Here is a 14,954-nt window from a genome sequence, read left to right as displayed (position 1 = left end):
GGTTCGCCGACGAGGTCCTCGTCCAGCGTGTACCGCAGGGTGCCCGGGGTGCGACGCAGCCCCGGGATTCGGACGAGGTCGCCGGGTTTCAAGTCGCGCAGGAAGCTGGGACGCCAGCCGTCCGGTGATGCCTCCTGCCGCGCTTCGAGGTCGTTGAAGGCCCACTGGCGGACCTTGTCGGCATTGTCTGCCACCGGCGTGGTGTATCCGTCTGCGGAGAGGTAGACGAAAGCCTTGGGCTTCATCCGGATGATCGCACCGAGCAGGCGGCCAGATTCGTCATGCAGGAGTTCGCCGCCGCGCTGCTCCAGGGCATTCGGCATGTCGAGTAGGGCGGCAACGGTCTGCCGTTCGGCCTCCTGGTGCTGCGCGGCGGCCCGGCGCCGGTCCACCGCGGTGGTCAGAGTTTCGCGGCGACGGCTGATCGCTGTCTCGTGCTCCGGGCTTCGTGCCGGCAGCGCGAGGGTTGCCAGTTCATCGGCGATCTCGGTGTCGCTGCGGTTCTCCTCGGGCGCAAGGAGCGGGCGCGCGTGCCCGGTCTCAACGACAGGATCTGTCCAGCGGGTGAGGACGCCTGCACGCCGCTGGGCGTATACCGAGGTGACCATGCGGCTCGCGCCGTCCGCGGTGGTCAGCTTGAGACCGTCGACCGCGGTAACGCGACGCCAGTAGCTGTCGCCGCGGAGGCAGATCTCGTCGCCGGGCTCGAAGTCGGCGACGGACCACCGGCCCTCGTCGATCCGGAGGTGGCTCTGTGCCTGCCACTCAAAGTCCTGTGCGGTGAGGTCCTGGCGATTCGGTGCCTGTTCTGCTTCGCGGTCGGCGAGGTTGGCGTGGACTTCGATGACGCGGCCCTGGTCGGCCAGAGTCCGCACCAGGATGTTGACGGCCCGCTCGCGTGCGCCGAGGCCGCCCGCCCGGGGTTCAGTCGTGCCCGTTCTGCTCTTGTTGACGAATCCTGCCGTCGTCAGCGCGGCCTTGCCCTGAGGGTCGGAGGCGGTGAGACCGTGAATGCGGGTCATCTGCTGGTTGTGCTCGACCCACAGCGGTTCGCGGCCGCTGTTCTGGCTGGGCTGGGTCTGCAGGTCCTGCCAGTGGCGGGCGACACGGCGTGCAGCGGCTTCAGGCGTCGCCCCTGTCAGGGTGGCGTTGCCCATGTGGATCGCCCAGGATCGGCCGCCCAGGCTCCCGGTCGCGATGATGGTGCTCTGGAAGCCGACGGTGAGTGACTCGCGCCTCCAGGAGTAGTCTGCGCCTGGGTCGTCGTTGCTCGTTACATGCGTGGTCCACCAGAAGCCCGGCATCCCGTCGATAGCCTCGGCGTCTTCGGGAGCCCCCTCTATCACGTCGGCCGTAGGGGAAGCGGATCGCTCGGCAGGAGCCTGCTGTTCACCCGGAATGGTCGGCTGGTCGGACGTTGCGACAGTGGAAGGCACGTGCCGTCCTCGACTGGCCAGCAGTGCAGTCAGCGTTTCGAGGGCGGCTTGGCGCTCCTGCTCAGTGCCGGGGAATTCCCAGTGCAGGAAAGGTCTTTTGCGCCCGCGACCTCGCTTGCTGCCGGTTGGACGGCCGTAGACGGGTCGGGCTTGGCCGACGACCTCGATAGCGCTGCGCGCCTCGAGATCGTCCTGGCTTGTCCCGTACACGCGAGTGTGCTCGGGGGTGTGCTCGATCCTCAGCGTTTCCGTGGCGGGTGGTTGGGCCGGCCGAGTCAGGTGATGGTGGACGGTGGCGATGTGGCTAGCCGCAGCGCTGTCTGACCATTTCTTGGTGAGTTGGTCGTCTCCGAGGTAGCAGCGGAATCGGTCTTTGTCGCGTGTGGTGGTGTAGCGCTCGGCGTGCCCGATGGGCTGGCCTTCGTAGTGGACGACGACGATGTCGTCACTGAGGTGCCAGTGGTAGCCGGGCAGCTCATCAACCGAGAAGGCGTCGGCAGGCTGTGCGGGCAGGTTCGGGGGCTGATCCCACCGCGGAATGTCCAGGACTGCGGCGTCGCGCGTGACGGTGGGCACCGGTGTAGGGGGCGTCGTTCGCGGCGCTTCGGAGGTGGCCGGGGGTTGCTCTGTCTCATCGGCGTAGGCCTGTGTCTCGGCGTCGGCCGGGACGGGCTGACCAGGCTGGGAGCCAGAGGCTGTGTGTGCCTCCGGCAGGTCGGCGGGGGTGATCGCGGGGGCGTCTGCCCGCGGCTGCTCGGAGGTCGGGCTCTCGGAACTCTCGTTGGAGTGCGGGGGGCTGCTGCGAGTCGTGTGCACGGAGGCCCGCTCCGTGGCCGGTTGCGGCGGTGCGGCAGCCGGGGGGACAGGCACGTCGGGGTCGGTGGCAGTGGGAGCGCGAAGAAGCCTGGAAGCAGGGCGGAGGGGGTTGTGTCGCTGGCCGATCACCATCTGGTGGTAGCTGCCGATGTGGTGCTCCAGTGCGTCCAAGCCGGCTGTGTCGACGTCTTCGGGCAGGCTGGCCCGCAGGTCGGCGCATATCTGAGCGAGGCGCACCATCGGGTAGAAGTACTGCTGTCGGGCGAGGGGCAGCGTCAGGTCTTCGGAGTCTGCGAGGTTGTCGCCGGTCCAGGAGGCCAGGAAGCTCTCGGCACGCAGTCGCGCGGGGTGGGTGAATGGCAGGCGCTGCAGCAAGCGATCGAGGTGTTCGTCGGCGACCAACGACGGAATCTGGGCGCGCAGGGTTGCCACGTCGACAGCGGCGCCGGGCGCCTGGGCGAGTGTCGTCTCGTGAAGCTCGCTGTGCAGGGCGTCTAGGGTAGGGGCGTCGTCGGCGGGGGTGCGGACGGTGGCCAGGGTCCGCAGAGCGTGGTGGCGGGCGCGCTGGGCCAGTGCGGCGGCATCGTCCGCGAGGCCTACGTGGTGGGAGGCGAGGCGCTCGGCCGCTTCGTACAGGTGCGACAGTGCGCCGATTGTGCCGGGAAGCCTGAGGAGGATGTCGCGGGAGTGTGCGTAGGCGGCGGTCACATCGGTGAAGAGGTCCGCGTGCACAGAGTGGGCGAGCACGCCTGGTTGCGTGGCCGCGTGATGGAGCTGGTTCCAACCGGCCTGCAACTCTGCCAGGCCTCCACGTAGTTCGCTTGCCTGCCGATAGGGGGTGATTCCGTCGAGTGGGGCCTTCGTCAGGGGTGACGCCTCCGTGCCGAACGTTTTCTCGCTGGCTGCCAGCCGCTTCTGCTGATAGGCGGCCATGCCTTCGAGGATCTTGAGGTCGGCCCAAATCTGGCGGTTGGTCGGGCGAACGTTCTTGGACAGCGTGCCGTGGAGGTTCTGCGTGGCCCGAATCGCCGAGGACAGGGCTGCGGTGTCTTCAGGCCGCTTGCTTGAGATGTAGGGATCGAAGGCGGCCCACTTCTTCGAGAAGTCCCGGTAATCCCATGCCGAGCCCTTCGGATCACGCGCGCGCAGCACACTGCGGGCCGCACCACGCAGGAACTCGACCGCCGCCTGGTGCTCGACATAGCTGCGGTACGGCTCGCTGGACGCGTTCAGCGTGTGGTGGATCCCAGCTCGCAGCGCGGCGACCGGGCCGGGGAGAGCTTCACCGATCCGCGCCGCGAGGCGTGTCGCCGGCACGAGCGGGCTGGGCATCTGGATGGAGCTGGTCAGCCACGTGTCGAGGGTTTCGTCCCAGGTGTCGCTGTCGCGGGCGCGTCGCAGACTGTCTTCGGCCAGAGCCTGCTTCTGGATGGAAGCGAGTATCGCCCGTGAGGGGGGAGTGTCGGGCGTTTCGTCACGGACGGCTCGGATCAGGTGGGCGGTGTAGGTCTGCGCGACGCGGGTGAGAGTCTCGGCCGCGGCCTGGATGTCGCGGTGGGGCTGGCTTGCGTCCGTGGCGTAGTGGTGGGCGATGCGGTGCGCCGTGTGGGCCAGGGAGGCCAGGCGGTTGAGGTGTTCGGGGGTAGAGCGGGGTTGTGTGAGAGCCCAGGCCGCCAAGTCGAGGTCGAGGCGCAGGTCGGCATCGCCAGCGGGGTGTGCCAGGGCCTGACGGCAGGCGTGCAGAGCGGTTGACAGGTCGTGCTCGGACGCGGTGGCCGGGTCCTGTGCGGCCTGTGCTGTGATGGCTGCCAGCTCGGTGTTCAGGTTGAGATCGACCTCGTGGGAGGCCTCCAGGCGGTGGAGGTGCCGGGTGAGGTGAAGGTGGAGGGTGTCGAGGCCCTGCAGGAGCTCACTGTGGCGGGCGTCGGGGCCTTCCTGGTTGTTCAGCCAGCGCCTCATGGCTTGGACTCGGTCAACCAGTTGGGTGTAGTGGACGTGGAGGGCGCCCCCGTCGGGGTCGGTGGCGTGCCACGGTGCCGTGCGGGCTGCCTGCCAGCCCTTCTTGAATTTGTTCCAGGTGGTCGATCGTTCGCTGACGTAGCCTTTGGCCTGCTGGTCCCACTGGTTGGCGAGGGCGTCAAGGTGTGCGCGGGCGTCGGCGAGCGCCTGGTGGCTGTTGTACGCGAGGTGGCTCGGGGGTGTTTGTGTAACGGACTGATCGAGCAGGGTGAGGAGTTCCTTTTCACCGAGGCCGATGAAGTCGCTGCGGTAGCGGGGGTGGGCGATCCAGTCGGTGCGCAGGTCGGGGTGCATGTGGGGGTGCCCGAGCCGGGCCTGGCGGCTGAGCCAGGTGGCGAACGGGGCGGCGCCGCCCTGCGCGATGTGGCTGCGCACTTCGGGGTCGGTGGCTGCGAGGTGGACCAGAGCCTGTTGGTTAGCCGCCTCTGCAATGCTCTTTGCGTCGTGGACCTTCATCCACTTTCCCGGGTCGATCTCGGTATCCGGGGACGGTTCGGCATAGTCGGGGTGGAAGATGAGCGCGTCGCGGTCGCCAGCCATGGCCCGCGCGTAGTGGACTTCCAGCGTGCCGTTGTCGCGCCAGGTCGCACGGTTGTCAAGGCGGCTTAGTGGTCCGTCGCGGCCGGTCAGAAGGGCCTGGTGCGCGAAACGGAAGACTGTGGAGGGGGCGAAGATGCGACCTGCACGGTCGCCCTCGAAGCGGAAGGTTTGTACCGCGTGTCGACTCGTGTCTGCGGATCCGGGGGCGGACTGGGGCGTTGGCGTATCGAAGGCGGCCCGGGGCATACCAGGGAAGGCCAGGGCGAGGTGCAGCGTTGCGGGAAGTTGCTCGATGAGCCAACCCTCGGGGAGGAAGACTTCCTCCGGGCCGTCAGCGTGCTCGATGCGTATGAGGGTGCCGCGTTGTCTGTCGCCGGCGAGGTCGCGCACGTGGTAGGTGGCATTGCGCAGAGTGCCTTCTACGGCGACCAGTTCGGCGCCGTCTGGGGTGTATCCGGTCACGGCTACGGCAGCGCCGGTATCCGCTTCCCAGGGGTGGAGCTGGATTCCTCCGCGCTGAGCGATGGCCCGAGGCGGCGGAGCAATGTCCTCGTCCGGGTGAAGGCGGTGGTCAGCCGTGCCGCTACCGTTGTAGCGCGGAGAGCGAAGGTGCTGCAGGAGTGTCTCCCGCAGTACCCTGGCATCGGCGGAGGCCTCGGCGAACTGTTCGTGTTTGGAGTGGTTTGGTCCGCGGTTGTAGGCGTCCGCGAGGCGTTGCAGGTCTTGGGCAATACGCAGGAAGTCTTCGCGGACGTTGCCGCTGAGGCACTGGCCCTTCTTCAGAGCGAGCATGGCGGTGCGCGCTCGCTTGTAGATGTCTTTGGCGCGAGGCTCGCCTGTTGGCCGGCCAGTGTCGACCCCGGAAGGCGGCTTGGGCCAAAGGTAGTTGTCATAGAAGGTCTGAGCCAGATCCTTGGCGAATGTCGGCACGTCGGGACGGACGCGATAGTTGGCAGGCAGGGGATGGTTCAGGAACACCTCGGCGGGGATCTCGCCGCTGCGCCCGTCGTCGGCCTTCCAGCTGTACAAGCGCACAGTGATCGGGTGCACCAGCGTTGGCGTTTGGTCATCGCCGAGCGGCCATTCGCGGATGTTGTAGGAGCCTTCGCTCAGGCTCTGTGCGGTTCCGCGGACGGTGATCAATTGGCCGTGCAGGTCCCCGTTATCTGGGCCCATCACATCAGCCATTTCACGAGTGGCCCTTAGCCTGAGGGATACTTCTAGGCTGCGTCCTTGGTCTGAGTCGTAGACGGCTCGCCGGGTGGGTTCCAGCGTGTAACCGTCGGTCAGATCTTGTTGACGAACGGCCATGTCGCGGGCGGTGCGTTCGGCCCGCTCCTCGGCGGCGAGGCGGTGGAGTCCTTCGGTGTCGCATCGGGGATCCGCCGCAAGGACTGTCTCGACAGCTTCGTCCAGGGTGCGGTGATCGTGTGAGCGCCAGAAGCGGGACATGGGTCCTGCCAGTGGAGCGTCCCAGGGGAAGGGATTCCCGGAGCGGTCAGTGATCTGTTGGACGGCTTCCGCGGCGACGCTGGCGGCCTGAAGGCTTGGGAAGCCGTCTGGATGTTGGCCTGGGATGGGGGTGCATGTGCCTGGGAAGTACAGGTGCCACTGCGTGCTTCGGGGGGCGCGTGCGAGCAGCAGGCGGCCTTGTATGACCAGGTCGTCGGCGGCAACGAGTTCCTCGAGGCTGCGCCGGCGTCGCTCGGTTATCTTCCCGTGGTCTTCAGGAGCTGCGAGTTCCATGGAGCTGGCCGTTAGGTGGGTGATCACGGCTTCGGTGTCGGGGAAGCGTGGCTCCTGAGCGCCGGCGTGAACGGCGGCCTTGTAATCCGGCAGCTCCGAGAAGTAGGCGAGGGCTTCTTCCCCATGGAGACGGTTGAGGACAATCGGGTACGGGTCCGACTTCGTGTGAAGGATGAGGGAGCCGTCGCTGTCTTCGATGACCAGGTCCCCAGCTGCGATCAGGCCTCTCAGCCGACGCGCGACCTGGTCTCCAGTGAGGATGTCGCCGCGACTGAGTCGGTAGGCGGTCCATGGATCGAACCAGAGGGCTCGAGCTCGGTCACCGGCCCGGGCGAATCGTCCTGTCTGCTCCTCCAGGTCCTGCAGCTGCATCGGCGACAGCTCCCTGACCTGTCGGCGCATTGGTTCCCAGGCGTCGGGCTGGCGGCTGAGTACCTGGAGGTAGCGGCGCAGATACTGGAAGCCGACCACCGCTTGATCGACGGTAGCCGTGTACTGATCGGCCCACTGGCTTCCGGCGGTGAACTCCTTCAGGGTCTGCGCTGCGTGCAGTGCACCCTCACACTGCAGCAGCAGATCCTGCGGCCTTGCTGCGGCCCGCTTGGCTCGCAACAACGCTTCGTCGGCGCTGTGCAGGCAGCTCCATTCCAGCGGATGAGCCCTGCGGAAGGCGGACTTCCATGCCCCCTCTTCTTTGGGCGTTGAGCCGTTGCGCCAGTCGTCGCAGACGTTCGTACTGTCGATGGCACTGATCAGAGCATCCAGGGCACGGCCACGTGTGTGCCGCACTCCCCAGTGCTCACGCATCCGAGTGTCGGCTGCGAGCGCCGCGTCCCATACCCGTTGGAGCAGGTCAGTGAGGGCGGGGCCGACGGTGCCAGAGTCCAGCGTGTGTAGGACGTGCTCCCGGATCGCCTGTCCGCCCTCGTTGGCCGGGAGGTCCGCCCCCGTGACCAGCCAGTCGAAGATTCCTGTGCTGATCAGTGCCTGAAGTGGAGCACTTGGGTCAGCAGCAGCCATACCTTCTTGGACTGCCGCATGGAGAAGTCTGTCATCCTCTGCCTTGGCGACGGCTTTCTCATAGAGCTCAGCAACGGCGGCCTCGTGAGGATCTTGACCTGGGGCCGCAGGCGCCTTTTGCACCGAGAGGTGCGAGGTAATGTCGCCCAGCGTTGGGTCTTGGCCCGCACGGATCATGGCCTCGTAGGCGTGGACTCGGAAGGCTTGGCAAAATGTCGTCTCCGTGCGGGTGCTGGTTGCAACGGCCGCGCGCAGGCCCTCGGACGCCTTCTCAAGCTGAGTGGAGAGCCAGCTGTTGATCGTTTCCTTGTCACCGAAGCCGACAGGGTTGCCTTCCTGAAACACGATGTTGAGCAGATCTCTGACTTCGTCGGCGTGCGGCTCGATCTCGGCTGGGAACTGTTCGGCGAGGGGGCTGGCCACGATGGTGCGGGCGCCGGTGATGCGGATGCCGCCGTCCGGCTCGTTGCGCACGACGACGCGCTTGGGACCGTTCTGGGCGGCATGCTTCGCCATGGCGAGTAGATTGTTGAGGTCTGAGCCGAGCATGTCGGCCACACCGCCGTCAGCCTTCGTGTGCTCGTACCAGCGGTTCGCATCAAAGGGATAGGGCGAGAGATTCTCAGCCATTTCGTGCTGGCGTGCCCAGATGTTCTGCTCGATGCCGGCGGGGCGCGGGCCGGTGGCCGCTGAGAGCATCCAGCCGTGCTCGGCGAGGATGCTGGCAGCCCGGGCGTGGTCGTGTCCTTCGGTTGCATCGGCCAGTTGTTTGATGCGGAAGAAGGCGCGGCGCAGTAGTTCGCTGGTGCCGCTCTGCTCGATGTCGTTGGTGGCTAGTTGGTCGAGGACCTGGTGCAGGGACCGGTACTCGGCGGTGTGCCGCAGCGGGTTGGTGTGTTCGATGTCCCACTGGCTGACGAGCTGGTGCAGGATGCGACCTGCTTCGCGGGGACGCATGCTGGCGCGGGCGCGGTGGAAGGCCTGCTGCGTGATCAGCTCGACGGCCGCCCTCATCGTGGTGGTGGACCCGTCGGTCCGCAGATCGGCAAGGTCATCGAAGGCGTCAGGATGGACGGCGAGCCAGGCAGCGGCCTCGCGGCGGAAGTCTGTATGACTGGCGAGGTGCGCGGCACGCCGCAGACTGGCGTCGTCGGCCATCCGGTGCGCGACCTCGTGGGTGGCCTGGCGAGCTCCCTGGAGCTGCTCCACCTGGCTCGGTGAGAGTTCGGCATCGAGCCGGGTCCACGTATGTGATGTGGGGGTCAGAGCGCGGACACGGGGGTTCTCGGCGTCATGGCGCCGAATGCGGGCCCCGTTCTCTTTGAGGGCGAGGAGGGCGTAGTGCAGTTCAGCGCCGGTCAGCGCCTGGGTGTCGGTGGCTCCGGTCAGGAGATAGCCCCGGTGGATCTTGTCGGTGTCGCCGCCCCAGGGGTTGCCGCGCAACGGCTCGGGCAGGCCGACCAGGCGGTCAGGGCGGCTCTTGTTCCAGGGCTCGTGGAGGGTCTCGTCGCTCATCAGGCGGCCGAGCCGTTCCAGGTGCGTCTGGGCCTCGTCGAGGATGTTCTCGGCGAGTTCTGCGCTGTCCGGGTCCGAGTTCTCGGCGACGGCACGGGCGAGACGGGCGAGTTCCTGGAAGTGGGTGGCGCGAGCCACGACCTGCTCGAGGGTCGGGCCGCGGTCACGGAGATCGTAGCGTCCGGTGGTAAGCGTGGTGAGCGTGGTTGTCCAGGCGTGCAGGGCCTGGTCCTCCGCGGTGCCGGAGTGTTCGGCTGCGAGCTTCCACTGGGCGTAGCGGATCAGGACCGCGTCTTCGCCGAGGTACGTGTCGGCGAGCCTGTCGTAGGGCAGTGCGCTTGCGGGCACGTCCGGCTGCGGTGTGAGGGTGGTGCGAGTGCCGCGGGATCCGGTGATGGTCCAGCCGCCGTCGGCGCCGCGATCGGCGATGAGTAGGGCGTCACGCATCGTGGCACCCTGAAGCGCCCACTGTGGGGAGTACTGGGCGAAGTTCTGGACTTCCTTGCTGACGGCGGCGCTGGCCTCCTGGTAGCCCCGGTCAAGGTGGTCCGCGATCTCCCGGCCGGTGCTCTGACCGATGTACTGGCCAGCGCGCGTGAGCTTGTAGACGAGGTTGGCGCCGAGCTCGGCCAGTGCAGGCGGCCGGGGCAGTTCAGGGACGGTGATGTCGTCATCACTTGGGATGCCGAGCTCGTCCTCGTCGGCGCGCTGCTGCGGCTCGCCGGTCTTTGACGACCCCCCTCCCCCGCCCGTGCGTGAGCTCCCCCTGCTGCTGGAGGTTTCCAGTTCGTCATCGTCGGCAAGCAGGGAGTCGACCAGGTCCTGCATCTCCTGGTCGGTCGCTTCCTTGGTGTCTCTGGGGTCGTCGTCGCGGTCCGGTGTGTTCGCGGCGGCCTCGGCAGCGATCAGGTCGGCCAGGTGCGCCTGCTCGGCGCGGGCTGAGGTGAGCGCTTCCGCCTGGTCAAAGGGGAGGTGTATCAGTCGGTGGGCGCGCTCGACGCTCGTTTGGCGTCCGGCCAGTTCGTCACGTGCGGCCTGCAGCGCGCCATCGAGGTTGCCCAGCATCTTGGTCAGCCGTGCCACCCAGGTTCCGGTCGGTGCGGGGTGTTCCTTCGTGCCCAGGGTCACGAGGACCTCTTCGCCGGGAACACCCTCCATGGTGAACACCGCAGTGCCGGCCTCGGGAAAGAGGCTGACGTTGAGCGGCACCCCGTCGAGGGTGGCGATCCTGCGACGCTCCAGGCCGCCCACCTCGAGCAGGAGATCGCGCAGCTGTACCGCGGTAGCAGGTGCCTCGCTGTTCCTGAGACGCAGACCGCGCTGGGTAGTGTCGTCCCGGCGGTTCAGGAGATCGCTCACGTGGTCAACGCTGAGCTGGCCGGCGGCGATGACTTCGTCGGCGTTGGCGATGATGCTGCGCTGGTGCTCGCGGGTTCGTCGCCACCGGGATTCGGCCGCTTCCAGACGACGGACCTTCTTGTCGATCTTGTGCTTGTCGAGGAGCATCTGCTTGCCGGCGGCTATCGCCTTGAGCTCGGCGATGTCGAAGGTGCTCTTGTTGAGGTCGAGCTCCACCTCATCGATCTGGGTCAGGTCGATGTGGCCAGTCTTGTACTGGGCGATGAATCGGGCCTTGCGCTCGCAGTGCTGCAGACGCAGCGCCATCGCCGACATGTCCTTGACGTACTGGTGGAGTTGGATGACGCGGTTCTGGTTGCCGGGGCGCCAGACCCGCCACTGCTCTTGTTCGATCTCGTCCGGGCGCCACCCGAAGGTGACCTGGTGCGCTGCAATGGCGCGGTCAGGTGCGTCGACAGCGACACCGGCGGTACCGCTGGAGCCGATCAGGACGCGGATCTCGCCGGTGCGGAATTTCTCGAGGAGTTCTTCCTTCCTTGCCGCACTGTCGCCGGCGTCCTGCATGTAGGCGATCTTCTCTGCCGGTATGCCTCCGGCGATGAGGCGATCGCGCATGTAGTCGTATGCGCTCCACTTGCCCTTGCGGCGGTTCTCGGCATTGCTGACGCCGAGGCTGCAGAAGATGAACTGACCGGCCCCGGGGTTGTGGTGGAGGGGTGAGTCCGGGTCGCTGCTGTCGGTGCGGTAGCGGCGGTCCTTGTAGGCGTGGTCGATGCGCAGGACGTTGTCGACGACAGCGTCCAGGACGGTCGGACCGTCGGCTTCCTCCCCGACCAGCTTGGGGTGGATGGCGTGCATCACCGCGTCGTTGATGATGCTCGGCATGATGTCGCCCTTGTCGGGCTCGCCTGCCTCGAAGCGCTCGATGCGACCGAGCCAATTGGTGCTCATCCATTCGGATTCGCCCTCGGTGCGCGGGATGACGTGGATCTGTGGCTTTCCACCTGCGATGGCGGGGCGGCCTTTGATCGTCACGTCGTGCTGGGTCCGCACGTCGGCCATGACGTGGTGCAGTCGGATGTAGGTGTTGAGGTTCGTCTCACGGAAGGCGCCAGGTCGTTCCTTGAACCGGATCTCACCGTTGGGCGCGATCTCGGGCTCGAGGACCGTCTCGATGAACATGCCGTTGAAGCTGTCAAGGTCGTTGATGGCCACCTGCGGCAGCAGGTCGGGCCTGATGAGGTCGAACAGTCGGTAGAACTGCGACATCTTGTTCCGGGCGGGTGTTCCGGAGGCCCCGACGATCACGGCGTCCTTGAAGGCACGCCGGATGATCCACGCCTTCATGTCGAGGTCGTAGGCGCGGGCGGCGGGCGCGAGAGCGAGATCCGGCAGGCGCGTGGGGTAGACGATACCAAGGAAGTTCTGCACTTCATCGACGAAGAGCGCGTCAATGCCGAGGCGTTCGAAGGGCAGTCCCACGTCCCGGTGGATGAGGGCGTTCTTGCGGAGTTGCTCCACGAGCTTGGTGAGCATGGTGCGCAGTCGTTTGACCGTGCGGGCGCTGGGGCGGTCGTCGGTGATGTCGCCCATGCCGGCCAGGGCGAGGTCCTCCCCGAGGACCTCTGCGACGAGCGGGTCTCGCAGGTCGTTGAGTAGTTCCTGCTCGAGGACGTCGCGCTCGGGGCTGCGGCCGCGGCTTTGCAGTTCGACAAAGGCCCTCAGACGCGTGGACACCGCTTCCAGGTAGAGCTGCTGGGACTCGGGCGAGAGCGGGATCCGCTCGAAGACCGTGTACGGGACGATGACCGCGTCGAAGCTGCCGTTGGCGATCTTTCCGATGAATGCCTGGCGGCGTGCCCGGGTCTCGGCGGCGCCGCCGTGGCTGTTGAAGTCCTCCTGGGAGCAGATGAGGATCTTGGCGTCCTTGTAGGCCCAGCGGGCTGCGCGCTCCCACTGTCCCAGGGCGTTGTTGGGCACGACGATCATGGGTTTGCGCGACAGGCCGAGCTGCTTGCGCTTCATGACGGTCATGAGGATCGACAGCGTCTTGCCGAAGCCGCCGTCGTGTTCCATCAGAAAGGACTCGACCAGGCCGCGGGCGACGGCGTCCTTCTGGTAGTCGCGGGGCGCAATTTGAGGGTTGAGGCCGGGGAAGGTCAGGTGGGCGCCGCTGGGCCGGTAGGTGACGTGCGAGCGGTAGTACCAGTTGTAGAGGCGGACCAGTTCTTCGCCGCGTGCGGGTTCTTCCCACATGTAGTCGGCGAACAGCCTGTTGATCTCATCGGCGCGGGCCTGGACGTCCTCGGTCGCTGATGCGCTGGGGGTTTTTCCGTCGTCGGTCCTGGTGGGGGTGTCCTCTTCGTCTTTGGTGGGTGGGACGAGGAGGCTTGCGCGGCGCAGCATCCGTTCGACGATGGTGATGGCGTCCCACCGCGGCGTGCCGTAGGTGTCGCGGTTGGTGCTGAGCTTGCGGGCATCGGAGGATGCCTCGATGCGCCAGTCCCCGCCGATGACCCGGCTGACGTAGATCTCCTGGTGGCCTATGAGGGTGCGCAGGAAGCCTTCGACCCATTCGGGGCGCAGCATGGGGTCGCCGAGTTCGATGTCGATGTCGCCGGCTTCGGCATCGGAGGGGACGACCGCTTTGAGGGCCTCGATGTTTGCCCGGAAGCGGTCGTCTCCTGCGTCCCTGTTCGCGCTCTGGGCGATGTGGAGTTTGCCGCGGACGTGACCGGACAGGTAGCGGTCGGCCGGGATGACGTCGCGGGTTTTGGGGTCGTCGAAGACGAGGGTTCCGACCTGGGTCCGTACCTGGTCCGCGGGGATGTCGAGGAGCTCGGCGATGTAGGCGAGGTCGGCGGTGCCGCGCTGGTTCAGGCTGATGGCGAGAGCCTCGGCCGGTGTGCTTGCGCGGGTGGGTGTGTCGGTGGGCCTGTCCTCGTGGTCGAAGATGCTGCTCTTGCTGGCGGTGCCCGTCTTGCGGTCGTAGACCTCCAGTGCCATGACGGCCGGTCCGAGCGGGTCGAGCCGGAAGTGCCAGCGGGCGCTGCGTGTCTTCATTGCCCGGTTGAGCGGGCCGTGGGCAGTGACGTAGTGGTCGTAGGCGTCGTTGAGCTGTGCCCTGGCCGCGTCCACCGTCTCGGGGGGTGTTTCGTCGGCGGCCTGGAGGTCGACGAGGGTGCGGTAGTGGTCGCGCAGTGCGAGGAGGTCGTGGAGTTCGGCACGCTCGGCCGGGTCGTGCTCGAAGGGCACTAGTTGTCTGCCGCGCAGCGTCAGGAAGGTGTCACTCTCCTGGATGATGGAGCCCTCGTGGGCGCTGAGGTCGGTGCCGAACCGTTTGATGGCCTGCTGGATCCGCTCGGCTTCGGCGTCGACGGCGGCACGCTGGGCGGGGTCGGCGGGCTGGTAGGTCAGCTGGGATGTCTGGGCCTGTTCGATGATGCGCTGGGCGGCCTCAGTGACCTGGCGGGGGGTGTGGGCGAGGTCGTCGGGGATGACGCTGAGCTCAGGGCCGTGCTGGCCCTGGACCATGGCGTGGGTGCCCAGGACTTGCTCGGGATGCCGGGCGAAGTAGCTGCTGATCCTGGCGCTGCCGCCCTCCAGGGGCACGATCTGTGTCGGGACAGGGTCCCAGCCGGCCTCTTCCTGGCCGGGTTCGCGGACGCGGAGGAAGGCGATGTCGCCGACGGCCTGGGTGCCCGCGCTGCCGGCGAAGGCCCCGGCGGGCAGTCGGATGGCGCCCAGGAAGTCGGCGTGCCGGGCCATCTCGCGGCGGGCTTCGTCCTTGAGGCTGTCTAGAGTCCACCGTGAGGTGATGACGGCGATGATGCCGCCGGGACGGACGTGGGCGAGCAGCCAGTTCAGGGCGTGGTTGTGGATCGACAGACCGAGGGGGTTGTGGGCCGGGTCGGTCAGCGCGTAGTCGCCGAAGGGCAGGTTGCCGAGCGCGCCGTCGGCGTAGTCGCGGGGCAGCTGGACGTCCACGAAGGAGGAGGGGTGGACGGTGGCGTCCGGGTTCAGGCGCTGGGCGATGCGTGCGCTGGTGGGTTCGAGTTCGATGCCGACCATGCCGGGGGTCAGGAAGGTGCCGGTGCCACAGCCGAGTTCGAGGAGGCGGGCATCGGCGGGTACGCCGAGGGCGTTGGCCGCGGCTCGTATCGCGTCGGCGACCGCCGGGTCGGTGAAGTGCGCGTTGGGGGTGGAGGCGGCCGCGGCGTCGTACTCGGCCGCGCTGAGCAGCGTGCGCAGTTCAGTACGGATGGCTTGGTGCTCGGGCTTGGCCTCGTTGAAGACCTCCGAGACGCCGGTCGCGCCCCAGGAGGTGTATCTCTCAAGGATCTGCTGCTGTTCCTCAGTCAGCGGCTGATCGTAGGGGAGCTGAGAGAGGAGACGCAGCGCGTCCAGGTTGCGGGCGATGCGCAGATGCGCTGGGACCGGCCGCTGGAGGGGGCGGTGTGGGGTGCCCTGGGGCTGGTTGTCGGGGGTGGAGTTGGTGGGCAA

The 14,954-nt window shown here is 67.2% G+C and carries 1 protein-coding gene (running past one end of the window); it reads right to left on the bottom strand.

Annotation, left to right across the window (positions count from 1 at the left end):
• A protein-coding gene (locus AC07DS_RS17450) for a hypothetical protein (RefSeq protein WP_479146211.1) crosses the window boundary here: on the bottom strand, positions 1-14,954 show its 5' portion. 17,827 nt of this gene lie to the left of the window's left edge; 14,954 of the gene's 32,781 nt are visible here — the first part of the coding sequence; it begins with the start codon at positions 14,952-14,954; its stop codon lies off the left edge, out of view.

Source organism: Streptomyces sp. NPDC044064 (genome assembly GCF_056434245.1).
The sequence above is the reverse complement of the archived record's forward strand: the minus strand, read 5'-3'. Positions and strand labels throughout refer to the sequence as shown.